The 18,260-nt window shown below is 46.7% G+C and carries 16 protein-coding genes and 1 other annotated feature; of the genes, 4 read left to right on the top strand and 12 right to left on the bottom strand.

Features of this window, described 5'->3' with window-relative positions:
- Window positions 1–7 precede the first annotated feature (7 nt).
- From hisC to C942_RS01860, 6 genes are all read right to left on the bottom strand, one after another.
- A complete protein-coding gene (hisC, locus tag C942_RS01835; RefSeq protein WP_198287461.1) occupies window positions 8–1,060 on the bottom strand; it encodes a histidinol-phosphate transaminase in 1,053 nt (350 codons plus the stop codon).
- 5 nt (window positions 1,061–1,065) lie between these two features.
- Complete coding sequence (hisD, locus tag C942_RS01840; RefSeq protein WP_007461817.1) at window positions 1,066–2,391, bottom strand: histidinol dehydrogenase; 1,326 nt, start codon at window positions 2,389–2,391, stop codon at window positions 1,066–1,068.
- Window positions 2,392–2,395: 4 nt separating this feature from the next.
- Window positions 2,396–3,292: an ATP phosphoribosyltransferase gene (gene hisG, locus C942_RS01845; protein ID WP_007461820.1), complete on the bottom strand. Its 897-nt coding sequence runs from the start codon at window positions 3,290–3,292 to the stop codon at window positions 2,396–2,398.
- A gap of 39 nt (window positions 3,293–3,331) precedes the next feature.
- Window positions 3,332–3,469, bottom strand: a sequence feature (His leader region).
- Between the two features lie 248 nt (window positions 3,470–3,717).
- Window positions 3,718–3,903: a hypothetical protein gene (locus tag C942_RS01850; protein WP_007461822.1), complete on the bottom strand. Its 186-nt coding sequence runs from the start codon at window positions 3,901–3,903 to the stop codon at window positions 3,718–3,720.
- Between the two features lie 242 nt (window positions 3,904–4,145).
- Window positions 4,146–4,676 (bottom strand): YchJ family metal-binding protein, encoded by a 531-nt coding sequence (locus tag C942_RS01855; RefSeq protein ID WP_083882288.1) that lies wholly within the window; start codon window positions 4,674–4,676, stop codon window positions 4,146–4,148.
- Window positions 4,676–5,908 (bottom strand): EAL and HDOD domain-containing protein, encoded by a 1,233-nt coding sequence (locus tag C942_RS01860; RefSeq protein WP_036798356.1) that lies wholly within the window; start codon window positions 5,906–5,908, stop codon window positions 4,676–4,678. Before C942_RS01860 ends, C942_RS01855 begins: the two co-directional genes overlap by 1 nt.
- Window positions 5,909–6,141: 233 nt before the next feature.
- Between C942_RS01860 and C942_RS01865 the strand changes: the two genes are divergently transcribed.
- Window positions 6,142–7,035: a sulfite exporter TauE/SafE family protein gene (locus tag C942_RS01865; RefSeq protein WP_036798358.1), complete on the top strand. Its 894-nt coding sequence runs from the start codon at window positions 6,142–6,144 to the stop codon at window positions 7,033–7,035.
- A 61-nt stretch (window positions 7,036–7,096) separates the two neighbouring features.
- On the opposite strand, the gene lpxH is transcribed toward C942_RS01865, so the two are convergent.
- Together lpxH and C942_RS01875 are read right to left on the bottom strand one after the other, a co-directional pair.
- Complete coding sequence (gene lpxH / locus C942_RS01870) at window positions 7,097–7,837, bottom strand: UDP-2,3-diacylglucosamine diphosphatase (protein ID WP_007461829.1); 741 nt, start codon at window positions 7,835–7,837, stop codon at window positions 7,097–7,099.
- A gap of 45 nt (window positions 7,838–7,882) precedes the next feature.
- The gene (locus tag C942_RS01875) at window positions 7,883–8,380 is read right to left on the bottom strand and encodes a peptidylprolyl isomerase (protein WP_007461830.1); all 498 of its coding nucleotides are present in this window, start codon (window positions 8,378–8,380) and stop codon (window positions 7,883–7,885) included.
- A 352-nt stretch (window positions 8,381–8,732) separates the two neighbouring features.
- On the opposite strand from C942_RS01875, the gene cysS reads away from it, so the two are divergent.
- Complete coding sequence (gene cysS, locus C942_RS01880) at window positions 8,733–10,115, top strand: cysteine--tRNA ligase (protein ID WP_036798360.1); 1,383 nt, start codon at window positions 8,733–8,735, stop codon at window positions 10,113–10,115.
- A 264-nt stretch (window positions 10,116–10,379) separates the two neighbouring features.
- A complete protein-coding gene (gene glpQ, locus C942_RS01885) occupies window positions 10,380–11,459 on the top strand; it encodes a glycerophosphodiester phosphodiesterase (RefSeq protein WP_007461836.1) in 1,080 nt (359 codons plus the stop codon).
- Window positions 11,460–11,574: 115 nt separating this feature from the next.
- On the opposite strand, the gene C942_RS01890 is transcribed toward glpQ, so the two are convergent.
- On the bottom strand, window positions 11,575–12,393 hold the full coding sequence (locus C942_RS01890) for an ion transporter (protein ID WP_007461838.1): 819 nt from the start codon (window positions 12,391–12,393) through the stop codon (window positions 11,575–11,577).
- Between the two features lie 117 nt (window positions 12,394–12,510).
- On the bottom strand, window positions 12,511–13,149 hold the full coding sequence (locus tag C942_RS01895; RefSeq protein WP_007461840.1) for a YchE family NAAT transporter: 639 nt from the start codon (window positions 13,147–13,149) through the stop codon (window positions 12,511–12,513).
- A 718-nt stretch (window positions 13,150–13,867) separates the two neighbouring features.
- Here C942_RS01895 and adhE point away from each other — a divergent pair.
- On the top strand, window positions 13,868–16,570 hold the full coding sequence (adhE, locus tag C942_RS01900) for a bifunctional acetaldehyde-CoA/alcohol dehydrogenase (RefSeq protein WP_007461841.1): 2,703 nt from the start codon (window positions 13,868–13,870) through the stop codon (window positions 16,568–16,570).
- Window positions 16,571–16,689: 119 nt separating this feature from the next.
- On the opposite strand, the gene C942_RS01905 is transcribed toward adhE, so the two are convergent.
- Both C942_RS01905 and C942_RS01910 read right to left on the bottom strand, forming a co-directional pair.
- Window positions 16,690–17,379, bottom strand: a complete 690-nt coding sequence (locus C942_RS01905; RefSeq protein ID WP_007461842.1) for an SDR family oxidoreductase — start codon at window positions 17,377–17,379, stop codon at window positions 16,690–16,692.
- 310 nt (window positions 17,380–17,689) lie between these two features.
- Complete coding sequence (locus C942_RS01910) at window positions 17,690–18,199, bottom strand: VC2046/SO_2500 family protein (protein ID WP_007461844.1); 510 nt, start codon at window positions 18,197–18,199, stop codon at window positions 17,690–17,692.
- Between the last annotated feature and the right edge of the window lie 61 nt (window positions 18,200–18,260).

Genomic DNA, 18,260 nt, shown 5'->3' on the forward strand with positions numbered 1-18,260 from the left:
CAATCCTTTATGCTGGTTTCTGCTCAAGTTGTTCTCGGATGAAGGCCAGGGTTTTCTCACACTCATCACGGCTGCCGATACTGATGCGGATGCAGTTTTCAATCGGAGAGCGGCGAAGAATAATGCCGTGCTCCCATAAAGCATTAAACAGCGCATCGGCATTAGGGAATTTCACTAATAAGTAGTTTCCGTAGCCGTCAAAGACAGTGACATCCGGAAGCATACCCAGGCCCGCTTGCAGATATGCGCGGTTAGCGTGAATGTCGAGAACCTGGAATTTGGTTTTTGCCAGCCCTGACGGAGACAGTGCTTGTACGGCGATGTCGGTAACCGGCACCGGAACCGGATAAGGGGCGATCACTTTGAGCAGCAGTTCAATTACCTCTGAATTTGCCAGGGTAAAGCCGCAGCGTAAACCGGCGAGGGCGAAGGCCTTTGACAGGGTTCGCAGGATCACCAGGTTTGGATACTGATCAAGCAGATCAACGGTTGAGGCTTCAGGGCAAAAGTCGATATAGGCCTCGTCGACAACAACCAGAGCCTTGCCTGCAGTCATATCAAGCAATGCTTCAATGTCCCGGCGATTGATTAAGTTACCGGTCGGGTTATTCGGGCTGCAGACAAAGATCAGTTTAACTCCGTCAAGACAGGTTTCTATCTCGGGTAAATTCAGTTGCCATTCTGCTGTCAGCGGAACGGTCTTGGTTTGAACATCGAAGGTTTCAGCGCTTATCGCGTACATGCCATATGTCGGCGGGCAGTAAAGGATACTGTCCTGATTTGGTTCACAGAATGCCCGTATCAGCAGTTCGATTCCTTCATCGGCACCTCGGGAGGTGAGTACCTGTTCTTTCTTTACACTGGCGTAGTCGGCATAGGCCTGGAGCAGTTCTTCCGGTTGGCAGGAACTGTAGCGGTTCAGGCGGTCACATTTGATGGTGTATTCGTTGGCAAACGGTGATTCGTTGGCGTTCAGCCAGATATCTCCGCTACCGCCAATGCGCCTAGCTGACTGGTAGGGCGTTAATTCGCGAACTGTTTTGCGGGCCAGTTGAGCGATTGTCATTATTGAACCTCCTTGTTGGCCACAGCTCTGTTTTGTTGCGCCTGTAGTTTTTCAATGCGGATAGTGACAGCCCGTTTGTGGGCATCCAATCCTTCGGCTTCGGCCATGGTGACGACAGTTGGAGCCAGCTGTTGCAAACCGTCTGCATTAAGTTCCTGAACTGTCATCCGTTTGGTGAAATCCGCCAGACCCAGGCTAGAGTAGGTGCGGGTATAGCCATACGTCGGCAGAACATGGTTCGTACCCGAAGCATAGTCCCCGACAGACTCTGGTGACCAGTTGCCAAGGAAAATGGAACCGGCATTATCAAGCTGCGAAACCAGGCTACGCGGATCCCTGGTCTGAACAATCAGGTGCTCCGGACCGTAGTGATTGGATATTGAAACGCATTGCATCAGGGTATCGGCAACGATAATCAGGCTTGATCCCAGTGCCTGACGGGCAATATCCGCACGTGCCAGTTCGGCAAGTTGTTTCTGGATTGCATCTGCCACTCGCTCGGCAAGGCTCGGTTCTGGTGTTACCAGGACAACCTGAGAGTCAGGACCGTGTTCAGCCTGACTGAGAAGATCGGCTGCGATAAAGTCCGGCTCGGCAGTGGAATCGGCGATTACCAGAACTTCTGACGGACCTGCCGGCATGTCGATGGCAGCGCCACGGTAGTCGTTACTGACCTGACGCTTGGCTTCGGTTACGAATGCATTGCCCGGGCCGAAAATTTTATCGACTTTGATGACAGATTCGGTGCCGTAGGCCATGGCGGCGACAGCCTGTGCGCCGCCGACATTGTAAATGTTGTCGATACCACACAGTTTGGCGACATAGAGAATCTCATCGGCAATTGGTGGCGGTGAACACAGGACAATCTGGCGGCAACCAGCGATTTGTGCGGGAACACCCAGCATCAGGACGGTAGATGGCAGCGGGGCGCTACCGCCGGGAATGTATAAACCGACAGAGTTTATTGGGCGTGTCACTTGTTCGCAAACGACACCCGGCTGCGTTTCCACCCGCAGAGGCTTTTGCTTCTGTGCTTTGTGGAAGATTGCGATATTGTCATAAGCCTGTTGAAGAGCTTGCTTCATGTTTTCGCTCAGGCGATCTGCAGCGGCGTTTACTTCTTCGGTACCGACCTTGATACTTTCCGGGCTAACTTTGTCGAATTTCTCGGTCAGCTCCAGCAAGGCATCATCGCCACGTTGGCGGACACTATCGATCACTTCGGAAACGATGGCAGAGATGTTAGCCCCTTCAGTAATGGCCGGGCGCTGCAGAACGTATTCCTGTTGGGTTTCGCTTAATGATTGCCATACAACGGTTTTCATTGCCTTACTCCATCATTTTCTCAATTGGCAGGACAAGGATTGAGCTGGCTCCCAGCCCTTTGAGTTCTTCCATTGTTTCCCAGAACAGGTTCTCGGAGCTGACCAGGTGAATAGCGACACGGCTTTTGTCCGTCGCTAATGGAATGATGGTCGGATCTTCGGCTCCCGGTAGCAGGGCTTTGATTTGCTCAAGGCATTCAGTCGGGGCGTGAAGCATGATGTACTTGGACTCTTTGGCCTGGATGACACCTTGCATGCGGGTCAGCAGACGCTCAATCAGTTCAGTCTTGTCTTGGTTGAAATCGCCGGTGCGCTGGATGAGAACGGCTTTAGAACGCAGGATAACTTCGACTTCTTTCAGGCCGTTTGCTTCAAGAGTGGCACCTGTTGAAACCAGATCACAAATGGCATCGGCAAGGCCTGCTCGGGGAGCAACTTCAACGGAGCCGTTCAACATACAGGTGCTGAATTGAACCCCCTGTTCATCCATGTAGCGCTTAACCAGTTGAGGATAAGTTGTCGCAATACGTTTGCCCTGAAGATCCTGCGGGCCGGCGTAGTCGGCGTCTTTGTCGATGGCGATGGAAAGGCGGCAGCCACCAAAGTCAAGGCGACGCAGTTTGACATACTCTGATGGTTCTCCACGGGCGGCGCGCTCCAGGCCTACTTCTTCCAGCTCGTTTTCGCCGATTACACCAAGGTCAACTACGCCATCCATGATCAGACCGGGAATATCATCATCACGAACCAGTAACAGATCGATGGGCATATTTTCAGAATGAACCACCAGGCGTTCACCCATCATGTTGAATTTAACGCCGCAGCGTTTTAACAGGTCCTGGCACTCTTTGCTCAGGCGTCCTTTTTTCTGAATGGCAATTCTTAGTCGTTCTGTCTGCATCGGTATGTTCCCTGTATTCGATAAATTTTATGCCTGAAAACGAAAAAACCCTCGGAAGAAAGCTCTTCCGAGGGTCTGAGATCTGTTACTGCAATTGACCGCTGGAAGAGTGATTTTGCGTCTTCCAGAGTGAGGCGTATCCTCCTGAAAGACTAATCAGGATGATGATGGTGATGTAGATTTGCCATAAGGATACGCATAATTATTTACTCTGATGAAATCATTATTTACTCATTGCTTGTTATTCACACTAACCAAGCTTATTTGATTTTGCAACAGGAAATTTAAATTTAAATTAACTTAACAAAAAATCAAGAATGCAGAGTATTCGAAGTGGGATGGAACGGGGTGAGAAATAAGCACTTTTAAGGTTCGAACTTGAAAGTGCTTTAGTTGCGGTAACTTTTTATTAACCATTTGAGTGCTCAGACATACACGTCAAGCAGTCCTTTCCTGCGACGCTTTTTTGCATGTTTTCTTGGTTGTTCTTTTTTCTCCTCATTTGTTTTGGCTTCGACTTTTTGCTTACGCTCATCGATAAGAGATGCCTGTGTGACTTTCTTCAGCTGTTTCTGAGCAGTCAACGGCAGATTGTTGTTTGGGTTGATCATGTCATTGTCTCGCTACACAGTTGAGTCCTGATTAATTTATCGACAATGCAATGATGCTATTGAGTGTTTTTTGTACGCTGTTTTAAGGTTTTGTTTCGAGGTGAGAGCTGGATAGGAAAAAAAGATGAAATTAATGCAAAAACAGGAGCTTTACTGGAAAGCTCCTGTTTTTGTGCTAGCAAATTAGCTTAAGTCACGATTTAGTGATTGCCATAAATAATCACTGTGACAAATCTTGTGATTTAGCCGCAGCATTTTTTGAATTTTTTGCCGCTTCCGCAAGGGCAGGGATCATTGCGGCCGACTTTATCGTTGGTTATCGGTTGCTGTGGCGCAGTTGTTTCAACTGATTGCTCTTCGATAGTCTCTGGGTAAATACCGTCAATGTAGAACCACTGGGTTGATTCGCCATGAGGTTCGCGGAGGAAGCGTGATTTTTCATGAAGACAGTATTCATCCTTACCATCACGGTAGAAGGCTTTAAATTCAACGAAGCCTTCACCGTTGGCGGCTATTTCATTGCTGATTACTTCCAGCTCCAGCCATTCTGTATTGACTGAGTCAGCAATGGCTTCACGATGTTGTTCGGCCTCGCAGCTTGGGTGGTAAGTATCAACGACAAAATCTACCAGCCCTAGAACGTGAGCGCTGTAGCGAGCGCGCATAAGTTGTTCCGGCTGCTCGGCTTGTGATGGATCTTGATGGATCGGCTGGCAGCAGGCCGTCAGTATTTTTTTACTGCCGCATGGGCATAATTGGGCTGGCGTAGACATTAATAACTCTGTTGTTGCTGTTTTTCAAAAAGAGTGGCCCATTTTACTGATTCCAGATAAAGATCTGCAACGTTGGATTCGTTAATGACCAGTTCTTGGCAAAATTGGCTCACTTTATCCCATTCTGCGGCGTCATAAGCCTCCATCAACCGAAGGATCTGCCCGAGAGTTCCTTCCTGGTTAACCAGTGCCAGCTTAATTTCTTCACTGAGAGGTAACTGTTCAATGAGTTCTTCGATCGGTTTGTCGAGGATCGAATCGAGTAACGAGAACAGGCCGGTCAGAAATGCCTGGTTGCCTGCGATTCTAGGCGTAACCAGTTTACCCAGTCGTTCACATAAATGAGCTCGCTGAAGGGACAAGCTATAGAGTGCCGCCGGTTTCTTTTCCATCGCATGGGAAGTGGCAATGAAAGTAATAAAGCGTCTTAAGCGTTCTTCCCCCAGATACACCAGAGCCTGTTTAAATGAGGTAATGGGTTTGGACCGGGAAGAGGTCATGTTGTTGACATGGCGCAGCAGTTTATAAGACAGAGATACATCTGTCGCGATAATGCTCTCAACCTGCTTGAAATTGACGTCTTCCTGGCTGATTTCCTGAAACAGTCTTAGCGTGGTCAGGGCTGAAGGGGTGAGCGCCTTGTTCTGGATCATTTCCGGCCGGCTGAAGAAGAAGCCCTGAAATAAATCGAATCCGGCTTCGCGAGCTGCAATGAATTCTTCATGGTTTTCGACTTTTTCCGCCAGAAACTGCATTTTGCTGTATTTGGTTTTTTGGTGGCGAATAAAAAAGCTGGCTTTGGCTATTGGTGTAGCACGAATATCAAACTTAATAATATGGATATATGGCAGGAAGCGATTCCAGGCTGTATGAGGAACAAAGTCATCCAGTGCCAGGGTGTACCCTTTTTGGTGCAGTTCAATAACCGCTTCAAGCAGTTCGTCATCAGGTTTGCAGCTTTCCAGTATTTCAATAACAAAACTCTGCTTGGAAAACATCAGCGGAATTCGTTGAACCAGGCTGTTATGGGGAAAATTGACAAAGGCTTTTTTCCCAGAAGTAAGGTGGTTCGCGTTAGATGTGAAGAAATTATCAGCAAGCAGGCGATTTGTCGCCTGCTCATCTTCCACGTCAGGAAAGCAATTATCAGGACCGTCACGAAATAGCAATTCGTATCCAACGGTTGCCTTGTCTTGGTTTAAAACAGGTTGTCGAGCAAGATATGACTGCATGGGCTCTAACGTAAGCTAATGATATTATTATTAAAAGGCGACAATGTGCGCCATAAGGTACGTGTTATATTAGTGATTGTTTTATCAATGGCGCGACTTACGCCGAGTATTACAAAGAAATATGGTTCCACAACGTGATGGTAATAGCAAATTTAGACAATCGCCAAAAAGATAGAATCATTCTCTAAGTTCGTGGACAATAGTCCCCCTTTGATGAAATTTTTATGTAACAAATGACGGTCTTTACAGTCATACAAGCCGGATTGCTTGTAGGAGGAGGCGTATTTATTGCCATGCTTTTCAATTCATGGCGTAAAAATCGCTCGCAGGAAGCGCAAACAAAAATCTTACCTATTGGTCTTATCGGGGGCTTTGCCAACTTCTGCGACACTCTTGGTGTAGGGAGCTTTGCAATTAAAACTGCAGGCTATAAGCAACTTAAACTAATTGATGACCAGCTCTTACCCGGCACCCTGAACTGTCAGGCGGTGATGTCTACGGCTGTCCAGTCGTTGATTTTCCTGACTGCGGTTGATGTCGATCCGGTGACTTTGGTAAGCATGGTTCTGGCTGCTTGCTTTGGTGCAACAGTTGGAGCGCGTCTGGTTTCCGGTTGGGATCGTCAGTTGATTCGTCTGGTGATGTGCGGTGCTTTGCTGGTGGTGGCCGGATTGATGCTGGCAGGCCAGTTGAAGTTGTTCCCGCTGGGTGGTGAAGCGCTGGGTCTTAGCGGCTGGAAATTAGCGGCCGGTATTGCCGGTAACTTCCTGTTCGGTGCTTTGATGACGATTGGTATTGGCCTTTACGCCCCATGCATGACTTTAGTGTATCTGCTGGGTATGCACCCGCTGGCGGCGTTTCCTATCATGATGTGCTCGTGCGCATTTTTGAGCTTCTTTTCAGCAGGCAGTTTTATCCGTAAAAACCGTATTAACAGCCGTGCTGCATTGGTAGTGGCAATTACCGGTCCGATTGGTGTTGTGATTGCGGCTTATCTGGTGAAGTCTCTGGATCTGCAATTATTGGCTTGGTTGGTAATTGGTGTGGTGTTCTATACATCCGTAACCATGTATCGCTCCTGGGCTAGTGAACGACGCGAGCTAGAGCTGGTGAATGCGACACTATAGTCCATCAATAAAATGACGAGATGAAAAAGGTATGCCTTGGCATACCTTTTTTTATGGGATGTTATGTTCGGTATGATTCGGCAAAGTTCCTGGTTTCCAATTGGTTACCATCTGGATTACATACCAGTACCGAACCATGATCATACCAGTCGCCTAAAACAGTGCGGACAGCCGGTTGATTTTCCACCGATAAGTCGTGAATAGCCGGTCGATGAGTATGACCGTGGATCATTGCTCTCACCCCAAACTGTGCCATGATTTTCACTACTTCATCAGGGGTGACATCCATGACATCTTCCCGTTTAGCCTGGTTAGCCATTCCGCTGTTGCTGCGAAGCTTTTCACCTATGTTCTGGCGCCAAGCCAGCGGCAGGCGGAAGAACAACCACTGAATAAAGCGGTTATGCACTTTTTTCCGATAACGCTGGTAGGCTTCATCGAGGGTACAAAGGGTATCGCCATGCAGGATTAAGGTCGGCTTGCCGTACAAATCGATGACCGTATGTTCCGGCAATAACTGGACGCCAGTTTCATCACTGAAGCGTTTGCCAACTAAAAAGTCGCGATTGCCGTGAATGAAATAGCAGGGGATCCCCGAGTCGGTCAGTTGCCGGAAGGCCGTCTTGATTTGCTGATGGAAGGGGGAATCGTCATCATCGCCAATCCACATTTCAAACAGATCACCCAGTACATACAGGGCATCAATCCCTTTGGTGTCCTCTTTCATAAAAGTAAGAAAACAGTCGGTGATATCCGGGCGGTCGGCACTCAGGTGCAAGTCAGAAATAAAAAGTGTTGTCATAAAGAAAAGAAAGGGTGGCTTGTCGGCCACCCTTAAGAGTAGTGATTACTCTTCGATAGTTACGTCGTTGATCACAACTTCTTCAACTGGCACGTCCTGGTGTACGTAACCCCAGTTACCAGTAGAAACGCCTTTGATCTTGTTAACTACGTCCATGCCTTCAACAACTTCAGCGAATACACAGTAACCCCAGCCGTCAGGTGTTTCTGATTTGAAGTCCAGGAATTTGTTGTCGTTAACGTTGATGAAGAACTGAGAACTTGCAGAGTGCGGTTCCATAGTACGAGCCATAGCAAGAGTACCTACTTTATTGCTTAGGCCGTTGTTCGCTTCATTTTTGATTGGCGCGCGAGTTTCTTTCTCAACCATGCCGGAAGCCATGCCACCGCCCTGGATCATGAAACCGTCGATAACACGGTGGAACAGAGTGCCGTTGTAGAAACCATCACGGCAGTACTGTAGGAAGTTTGCACATGTTTCAGGCGCTTGTTCTGTGTTTAGTTGGATTTTGATATCACCAAAAGTTGTGTGAAGCGTTACCATGAGCTTGTCCTTTAATGGATGTATATTGCTTTAAACGTTGGATTTTATCTTACTAAGGCAAGGCGTCAACATGATTCCCAGTCATAATCAGCCTAAGTTGGAATAAGCGTGTTATTTAGCCTGTTTTGCCATTAAACCTATCCGGTTCTGTCAGGTATAACTATAGGTTAATAGAGGAGGAAAAGGGAATGGCTGCACTAACGGGATGATGCTTTTACTATGTCAGCAGGGAATTATGCTGATGATGAGCTTCGGAACCCGTGAAATCACGTATTTTTCCTTGCCTTCAATAGTCATAAGAGGTGTAATTAACCTCTTAAACGTAACCCCATAAAATGAGTAAATACGAGACATGTTAAAGATCTATAACTCACTCACTAGACAGAAAGAGGAATTCAAACCCATCCAGCCTGGTAAAGTAGGCATGTACGTCTGTGGGGTTACCATCTACGATTTATGTCACATTGGCCACGGTCGTACATTCGTATCGTTCGATGTGGTTTCTCGTTACCTGCGCTACCTGGGTTATGACCTGACTTTCGTACGTAACATCACAGACATCGACGATAAAATTATTAAGCGTGCTGCGGAAAACGGCGAAAGCTGTGAAGCGCTGACTGAGCGTCTGATTCAGGAAATGTATGCTGACTTTGATGCGCTGGGTATGAAGCGTCCGGACATCGAGCCTCGTGCGACAGCTTACATTGCTGAAATTATCGCGATGTGTGAGCGTTTGATTGAGCGCGGCTTTGCGTATGTTGCTGACAACGGCGACGTGATGTTCGAAGTTAGCAAATTCGATGAATACGGTAAGCTGTCTAAGCAGGACCTTGAGCAGCTTCAGGCCGGTGCACGTGTTGATATTGAAACAGCAAAACGCAGCCCATTGGATTTCGTTCTGTGGAAAATGTCCAAGCCGGGCGAACCGACTTGGGAATCACCATGGGGTCCTGGCCGTCCGGGTTGGCACATTGAATGTTCTGCAATGAACTCTGCGATTCTGGGTGACCACTTTGATATCCACGGTGGTGGTTCGGATCTTCAGTTCCCGCACCACGAAAACGAAATCGCTCAGTCTTGCTGTGCAACTGGTTCCCAGTACGTAAATACTTGGATGCATAGCGGTATGGTGATGGTTGACCGTGAGAAGATGTCTAAGTCTCTGGGTAACTTCTTTACTATCCGTGACGTACTTGAGCATTACGATGCCGAAACAGTTCGCTACTTCCTAATGTCTGGTCACTACCGTAGCCAGCTGAACTACAGCGAAGACAACCTGAAGCAGGCTCGTTCTGCTCTTGAGCGCCTGTACACTTCACTACGTGGTCTTAATGTTGAAGCGAAAGCGGAAGGCGGCGAAGAGTTCACAACTCGCTTTAAAGATGCGATGAACGATGATTTCAATACGCCGGAAGCATACTCTGTACTGTTTGATATGGCGCGTGAGATCAATCGTCTGAAAACTGATGATCTGGCGACAGCTTCAGCTCTGGGTGCACGTATGCGTGAACTGGCTGATGTTCTTGGCCTGTTGACTCAGGAGCCAGAAGCCTTCCTGCAGGGCGGTGCCGGTGAAGCAGATGATGTGGCTGAAATTGAAGCACTGATTCAGCAGCGTTTGGATGCGCGTGCCGCGAAAGACTGGGCTGCTGCTGATGCTGCTCGTGATAAGCTGATGGCTATGGACATCATTCTGGAAGACGGCCCGCAGGGTACAACCTGGCGTCGTAAGTAAGACTTCCTGTATTACAGAGAAACCGGAGCAATTGCTCCGGTTTTTTTATATTTGGAGTTATCTGCCGGAATGTTTTTACCACAAATTAAAAATGGACTGCCTGTCACTATTCGAAAACGAATATTTCCATATCGAACGAAAACGATCACATTTAGAGTAATAAATCAAAAATGTGTAACAGATACTGATTATTATGCTTCCTGATGTATAAACCAGCAGTGCTTCGTTCCCCAACTAAAGCACTGATTGTTAAGGATGATAATAATGAAAAAACTATGGCTTGCCGCTGCCATTGGCAGCACACTGCTAGCATCTTCTGCATTTGCGCAATCAGCTCCCGATAACAGTAAAATTGTAGTCGCCCACCGTGGTGCTTCAGCTTACCTTCCTGAACATACCTTACCTGCCAAGGCGATGGCTTATGCCATGAGACCTGACTTTATTGAGCAGGATGTGGTGATGACCAAGGATGATAAGCTGGTGGTTCTGCATGACCATTATCTGGATCGTGTCACCAATGTCGCTGAAGTGTTCCCGGATCGTGCGCGCAAAGACGGTCGTTACTATGCGATTGACTTTACCTTGGATGAAATCAAACAGCTGAGCGTCACTGAAGGTTTCAATATCAAAGATGGTAAACAGGTTCAGGGATTCCCTGAGCGTTATCCTATGTGGACGTCAGACTTCAAAGTGCCTACTTTCGAAGAAGAAATTGAAATGATCCAGGGTATGAATAAAACCTTAGGTTATGACATCGGTATTTACCCAGAGATTAAAGCACCTTGGTTCCACCGCCATGAAGGTAAGGACATCAGTAAAGCTGTGCTTAAGGTCCTGAAAAACTATGGTTATACCGATAAGGCGAGCAAAGTTTTCCTTCAGACATTTGACTTCAATGAGTTGAAGCGCATTCATGACGAGCTGATGCCGGCAATGAGCATGGATGTGAAACTGGTTCAGTTGATGGCTTATACCGACTGGAACGAAACTATGGTTTACGACAGTAAGGGACAGGCTCAGCCATACAGCTATGATTGGATGTTTGCTAAGGGCGGTATGGAAAAAGTCGCGAAGTATGCTGATGGTATCGGTCCATGGAAACCAATGGTGGTTTCTGATGAATCAACTAAAGGCAATATCAAGCTGACAGGTCTGGTAAATGCTGCTCATGCGCAAGGTATGCAGGTTCATCCATACACATTCCGAGCTGATACTGGTCGTATTCCGGCTTATGCTAATGACTTTAATGACATGCTGGATATTTTCTACAACACTGCGAATGTCGACGGTGTCTTCACTGACTTCCCGGATCGCGCAGTAAATTTCTTGCACAATAAGAAATAACCAGAACTTATCTGCTAATAAAGACGGCACCAGATCAGGTGCCGTTTTTGTTTGTCTTTACAGAATCTGGTTTACACAGAATTAGCGAGACACAAGGAAGAAAATAAAGTTTGGCTCACAGGTTTTCAGGCAGAGCTGCGCCGCATTTTCTGCAGTAACTGGCATCGGTTTCATGGCCGCTGGCAGAGCAGTTCGGGCAGCGGACCAGTTCTCGTTGTGTCTTCATTTCACGGCTTAGCTCTGCAGTAATAATGCCTGTGGGTACTGCCAGAATTGAGTAGCCCAGCAACATGGTAAAGGCTGCCAGTGCTTTGCCGAGATCGGTTTGGGGAACGATATCGCCATAACCCACTGTTGTGATCGTGACGATTGCCCAGTAGATGCTGGCCGGAATACTGGTAAAGCCGTTGTCCGGCCCTTCTATTACAAATAGCAGAGAACCAAGAACGGTGACCAGAATGGCTACCGTGCTGAAAAATACCAGGATTTTTCCTTGAGCCATCAGTAGTGAGCGTAACAGGATGTTGGAGTCTTTAAGAAATTTTGCCAGTTTCAGGATCCGGAAGATACGCATGACTCGCAGTAGTCGTACGATAAGCAGGTATTGAGTTCCCGGAAATAGGAAAGAGATGTAGCTGGGTAAAACAGCAATCAGGTCGATTATTCCATAGAAGCTACGTGCGTATGCCATGGGGCGGGGAGAACAGTAAAGCCTGACAATGTATTCAACGGTGAAGAGTAGGGTAAATCCCCATTCCAGCAAGAAGAATATACGGGAGTATTGAAGTTCGTAGCTCTTGATTGAAGAAATAATAAGAACTAGTTCGGAGCAAAGAATAGTGATGATAAGGGCTATATCAAAATATTGCCCGGCTTTGGTATCTGTTCCGAATATAACCTGATATAGCCGTTGCCGTGTTGATAGTTTGGCCATAACTTCCTGAATTTAATAATAGATAATTTGGCAGATAGGATAGTGGAGTAAGGACGGTGATGCCAGTTGACGGGTAACAAGCGTGTTACCCGTCAAAAATATTATGAGGGGTGTGAATCAGGCAAGGCCTGGGAACAGCACTCTCAGACCGTTAGCAATGAACTCGATACCAAGGGCACCCAGGATCAGACCCATGATACGGGTGATGACGTTGATGCCTGTTTGGCCCAGAAAACGCACGATGATTGGCGCTACGCGGAACAGCGTCCAACAAAACAGGGCGAAGATAGCAATTGTTGCGGCAATCCCCAAAGTGCTGTGCATGCCAGGGTAACGGGAGCCATAGACAATAGTGGAACTTATCGCACCCGGACCCGCCATTAACGGCATAGCTAGTGGCACAACGCCGATTTGCTCACGGCTGATGGATTCTGACTCTTCCTGTTTGTTCTGTTTATCTTCACCCAGTTTACCGCCCATCATAGAAAAGGCGATAGTCAGTAGTAGTAAGCCGCCTGCGACACGGAATGAATCCAGTGAGATACTGAACATATCCAGCAAGAACTGGCCGGCAAGTAGCGAGACTGTCAGTATAACTGCGACTGCAATGGCCGCGGTATAAGCCGTTTTATTCCTTTCCTCAATCGTCATGTGCCCGGTGAGTGAAACGAAAATAGGCATGATGCCTATTGGGTTGACGGCCGCAATCAAACCGACAAAGAATTGTAAGAAAATAGCAAATTCAATTGGTGGCATTTCAGAGTCATCTAAGTATTAGGTGAACAACTGGAAGCAGGCTTCCTCCTTGGGTTAACAAACAGCAGTGACATTTCTGAGCATAAGCAGCGTCCGGAGCCGAAGGCAGCGGTTGCATGGGGGAGGGGTAGTGTCAGATTTAATATAACTATTTGTTAATCGGCGTTACTTTAAGCCAAAGAAGATGAATGCACCAATTAAAAAATATTATCGCTAATGATATTTCTAGTTATCCATTAAACATTTGTTATGTTGCTGTAAAGGTCTCAGGTTTTAGTTTACTCTTTAGGAGTAATTAATGTGCCTCATAATATGCAACAAAACCGATTATTGATGAAAGATTTTTCGTGATCACTGTCACATTTGATGCTTAATGTGATTAAATGTGTAGGTTTATTACGTAAAATTCAATGCCGTTGAGTATGACAAAACTTGGTTTTGTGGAGCTGATTCAATCGCTCTGGTCACAAAATGCGCTTGTAAGTTTTTGTTTTTACATGTCAGAGATCTAAAATTGACAAAAAACACTACTAAAGTGGTACAGGTGATCTAAATCAATTTTTTTCAGGCTGTGAAATAATATAATCAGTTTTGAAAGCAATTTACTAAGTGTGTGTGTTACTGGAATGTAAGAGTGGGATTGCTCAATAACAGTAACAGTAAGGATTGAAGACATATTCTTACTAAAAAGTTTTCAATATTAAGTTAGGAGTTAACTATGCCTGTAACTAATTTGGCTGAACTGGATGCTCTGGTTGCTCGTGTTAAGAAAGCACAAGAAGAGTTTGCTACTTTTTCTCAGGAACAAGTAGACAAAATTTTCCGAGCAGCATCTCTGGCAGCTAACCAGGCTCGTATCCCTCTAGCGCAGCAAGCGGTAGCGGAATCTGGCATGGGCATTGTGGAAGATAAGGTAATCAAAAACCACTTCGCATCTGAGTACATCTACAACAAGTACAAAGATGAGCAAACTTGCGGCATCTTGGAAGAAGATGACAGCATGGGTACGATGACTATCGCAGAACCTGTAGGTATCATCTGTGGTATCGTACCAACCACTAACCCAACTTCTACTGCAATCTTCAAATCTCTGATCTCTCTGAAGACTCGTAACGGTATCATCTTCTCGCCACACCCACGTGCGAAGAACTCAACTAACGATGCAGCTAAACTGGTTCTTGACGCAGCTATCGCAGCTGGTGCACCAAAAGATATCATCGGTTGGATCGATGAGCCTTCAGTTGAACTGTCTAACGCGCTGATGAAGCACGAAGGTATCGCTCTTATCCTTGCAACTGGTGGTCCAGGCATGGTTAAAGCGGCATACTCTTCTGGTAAGCCAGCTATCGGTGTAGGTGCAGGTAACGTTCCTGTAGTTATCGATGAAACTGCTGATGTTAAGCGTGCAGTTGCTTCTGTTCTGATGTCTAAGACTTTCGATAACGGTGTAGTTTGTGCTTCTGAGCAGGCAGTTATCGTAGTAGACGAAGTTTACGACGAAGTTAAAGAGCGTTTTGCTTCTCACAAAGGCTACGTACTAAGCAAAGCTGAAGCAGATAAAGTACGTAAAGTACTGCTTATCGACGGCAACTTGAACGCGAAGATCGTTGGTCAGCCAGCTACAGCTATTGCTGAAATGGCGGGTGTTAAAGTTCCTGCTGATACTAAGATCCTTGTTGGTGAAGGTCTGGGTGAAGTTTCTTACGATGATGAGTTCGCTCATGAGAAACTATCTCCAACTCTTGGTATGTTCCGTGCGTCTTCTTTCGAAAACGCTGTAGACCAGGCTGTACGCATGGTTGAAATCGGTGGTATCGGCCACACATCTGGTCTGTACACAAACCAGGACGTTAACCAAGACCGTATCAAGTACTTTGGTGACAAACTGAAGACTGCTCGTATCCTTGTAAACATCCCTACTACTCACGGTGGTATCGGTGACCTTTACAACTTCAACGTAGCACCTTCTCTGACTCTTGGTTGTGGTTCTTGGGGTGGTAACTCTATCTCTGAGAACGTAGGTCCTAAGCACCTGATCAACAAGAAGACAGTAGCGAAGCGAGCTGAAAATATGTTGTGGCACAAACTACCTAAATCAATCTACTTCCGTCGTGGTAGCCTTCCAGTTGCTCTTGGCGACCTTGAAGGTAAGAAGCGTGCGTTCCTTGTAACTGACCGTTTCCTATTCAACAACGGTTACGCTGATGAAATCGTTCGTCTGCTGAAAGAGCAGGGCATGGAAGTTCAGACTTTCTTTGACGTAGAAGCAGACCCAACACTGTCTGTAGTTGAGAAAGGTGCGGCTGCAATGAACAGCTTCCAGCCTGATGTAATCCTGGCTCTTGGTGGTGGTTCACCAATGGATGCTGCGAAGATTATGTGGGTTATGTACGAGCACCCGGAAACAGAATTCTCTGAGCTGGCTATGCGCTTTATGGACATCCGTAAGCGTATCTACAAGTTCCCTAAAATGGGTCAGAAAGCTGAGCTTGTATGTATCACAACTACTTCTGGTACTGGTTCTGAAGTTACTCCGTTTGCGGTTGTTACCGACGACACTACTGGCGCTAAATACCCACTAGCTGACTACGAGCTGACGCCAAACATGGCTATCGTAGATGCGAACCTGGTTATGAACATGCCTAAGTCGCTGACAGCATTCGGTGGTTACGACGCAGTAACTCACGCACTGGAAGCTTACGTATCTGTTCTTGCGAACGAATACTCTGACGGTCAGGCTCTGCAAGCTCTTAAGATGCTGAAAGAATACCTACCTTCAAGCTACGCAAATGGTGCTAACGACCCTATCGCTCGTGAGAAAGTACACAACGCAGCTACTATCGCTGGTGTTGCATTTGCTAACGCATTCCTGGGTGTGTGTCACTCAATTGCGCACAAGATTGGTAACGCTTTCCACCTGCCACACGGCCTGGCGAACGCACTGCTAATCTCTAACGTTGTTCGTTACAACGCTAACGACAACCCAACTAAGCAGACTGCATTCTCTCAGTACGACCGTCCACAGGCTCGTCGTCGTTACGCTGAAGTTGCTGACCACCTAGGTCTGTCTCAGCCAGGTGACCGTACTGCTCAGAAGATTGAACGTCTTCTAGCATGGATGGATGAGCTGAAGAAAGACCTTGATATCCCAATGTCTATCCAGGCTGCAGGTGTTGCTGAAGCGGACTTCATGGCTCAACTTGATGAGCTGTCTGTAGAAGCGTTCGATGACCAGTGTACTGGTGCGAACCCACGCTACCCACTAATCTCTGAGCTGAAAGAAGTTCTGATTGCTTCATACTACGGTAAAGCTTTCGTTGAAGGTGAAACTTTCGAAGGTACTACTGTAATCAAGAAGAAAGCTGACCAGGTAGCAGCTAAAGAAGCGCCTAAAGCTAAGAAAGAAACAGCTAAAGCATAATCATTGTTATAGCTAGCGCACTTCTTTCGAAGTAAATTATTAAGCCCGCCAATTTGGCGGGCTTTTTCTTTGTATGAACTCATTGCTATTACGAGTTATTCTTTTCGAACTTTTAAGCTCTATTCCACTTCCGCCTCTATCATTCTCCCGTTAAAGGTATCATTGCTAATGATATATTCTGCGCTACGGACTATTTCATAGAGTAAGGTTTGGCTAAACGTGGTGTGGGATTCCTGGTCATCATCATAATCAATGGCAAGTGGGACTATGCCGCCAACCCGGATTCCGAACTCAGCCAGTTCTTTGGCCCAGCTTTTGGTTAATCCGGCGAGCATGGCTTTGGCACCGTTATTGATAAATTGATGAGGATTGGCCTGATTAGCGGCAAGGTTGATGATTAACCCTGTGTGATTATGTTCCCGCATATAGTTTGCCGCCTGTTTGCCAAACGTGAAGAAGGGGGTCGCGCCTTCAGCCATTGAACGGTAGAACTTATCAACGGAAGCCGGACTTAATAATCTTGGTAAATCAGAACCCAGCCAGTAGTTAATCAGAATATCTATTGCGCCATAATGGTTATGTACATCCTGAATGATATGCGAAATTGCAGCTTCATTCTGGCTGTCCAGGAAGAATGGTTGAGAGTTACCGCCTGTTTTTAGGCAGGCTTTATGGGTTTCCTGTAATCGTTCCTGTTCAATATCGATTAAAGCCAGGCTTGCACCCAACGATGCAAAATGAAGTGATATGGCTTTGCCAATCGGGCTGCCGGCGGCAGTGATCACTATGACAGATTGTGCGATTTTCATAGCTCTTGTGTTCTCCCTGTTCTTACCGGCATGTGTATTGAGCCTCAGGTTGTTGGCAGTGCTACTAATCAAGCAAATTTAAATATAGTTCTTTGCTGTGAAGCATTTTGCCTGATACAGGCGATAGTTGGCTGAAAAGTTGGACGCCCATAAATACTGAATCTAACCAGCTAAATTTACTGTGAAAAGTGATTCAGATTATTATTTAGTTCGTTTTAATGTTAGCGAAATGTCAGCAAAGTGCGTCTGCAAAGTAACAAAGTCATGATAGGGGTCACGAAAAGCCCAAGAGTGTGATCAGTAAGGTTTTTTAAGCAGTCTGATACATCTCGGCAAAGCGTTTTGCTTGAATAAGCGACAGGTATAGATCCTGAGGTGATGCCTTAATTTTTGCCTCTTCTTTCGGCGGCAACATACGGCGTTCATGGCCCGACAGGTTGTGATAAACCTCTTCAGGCAGGCCTTTTGTATCCTGTGGAGGGAAGGTTAGCGCGGTTGGCTGAAGCTCTTGCAGCAGGCGAACGCCATTGAGCCCGCTTTCGTGAAAGGCTTTGGCCTGTGCCGCCGCATTTTCATAGCAGTGTTCAGATGTTGTCAGAGGTTGAGGATCGCGGAGCTCAAAATAAGCACGCAGCTCTGCCTCAGTTTTCCCCTTCGGTGGAGGGGCGTCAATAGGTACCGTTTCCAGATGATCCGGAGACAACATCGCCAGCATTAATGCAAAGTCAGCTCGGCGACCGCCTTCAACCGCGTGGTTGAGCTGGCCACCTAGCTGCACTTCATTAATAAGCTGTGCTTTGTCTAAGGTATGGATCTGCATCTGATAAAGGGTTTTTCGCTAATGATTCCCTTTTATCGGAGCGAATTGTCAGAACTTTAGG

Origin of the sequence: Photobacterium marinum (assembly GCF_000331515.1) — a bacterium.
Classification (GTDB): domain Bacteria; phylum Pseudomonadota; class Gammaproteobacteria; order Enterobacterales; family Vibrionaceae; genus Photobacterium; species Photobacterium marinum.

What these genes read in the sequence shown, in the direction of transcription:
- glpQ (WP_007461836.1), top strand. Translation starts at nt 10,380, where the DNA reads ATGAAAAAACTATGGCTTGCCGCTGCCATTGGCAGCACACTGCTAGCA.
- cysS (WP_036798360.1), top strand. Translation starts at nt 8,733, where the DNA reads ATGTTAAAGATCTATAACTCACTCACTAGACAGAAAGAGGAATTCAAA.
- C942_RS01910 (WP_007461844.1), bottom strand. Translation starts at nt 18,199, where the DNA reads ATGCAGATCCATACCTTAGACAAAGCACAGCTTATTAATGAAGTGCAG.
- C942_RS01890 (WP_007461838.1), bottom strand. Translation starts at nt 12,393, where the DNA reads ATGGCCAAACTATCAACACGGCAACGGCTATATCAGGTTATATTCGGA.
- hisD (WP_007461817.1), bottom strand. Translation starts at nt 2,391, where the DNA reads ATGAAAACCGTTGTATGGCAATCATTAAGCGAAACCCAACAGGAATAC.
- C942_RS01875 (WP_007461830.1), bottom strand. Translation starts at nt 8,380, where the DNA reads ATGGTAACGCTTCACACAACTTTTGGTGATATCAAAATCCAACTAAAC.
- C942_RS01865 (WP_036798358.1), top strand. Translation starts at nt 6,142, where the DNA reads ATGACGGTCTTTACAGTCATACAAGCCGGATTGCTTGTAGGAGGAGGC.
- C942_RS01895 (WP_007461840.1), bottom strand. Translation starts at nt 13,149, where the DNA reads ATGCCACCAATTGAATTTGCTATTTTCTTACAATTCTTTGTCGGTTTG.
- hisG (WP_007461820.1), bottom strand. Translation starts at nt 3,292, where the DNA reads ATGCAGACAGAACGACTAAGAATTGCCATTCAGAAAAAAGGACGCCTG.
- C942_RS01905 (WP_007461842.1), bottom strand. Translation starts at nt 17,379, where the DNA reads ATGAAAATCGCACAATCTGTCATAGTGATCACTGCCGCCGGCAGCCCG.
- C942_RS01850 (WP_007461822.1), bottom strand. Translation starts at nt 3,903, where the DNA reads ATGATCAACCCAAACAACAATCTGCCGTTGACTGCTCAGAAACAGCTG.
- C942_RS01855 (WP_083882288.1), bottom strand. Translation starts at nt 4,676, where the DNA reads ATGTCTACGCCAGCCCAATTATGCCCATGCGGCAGTAAAAAAATACTG.
- C942_RS01860 (WP_036798356.1), bottom strand. Translation starts at nt 5,908, where the DNA reads ATGCAGTCATATCTTGCTCGACAACCTGTTTTAAACCAAGACAAGGCA.
- adhE (WP_007461841.1), top strand. Translation starts at nt 13,868, where the DNA reads ATGCCTGTAACTAATTTGGCTGAACTGGATGCTCTGGTTGCTCGTGTT.
- lpxH (WP_007461829.1), bottom strand. Translation starts at nt 7,837, where the DNA reads ATGACAACACTTTTTATTTCTGACTTGCACCTGAGTGCCGACCGCCCG.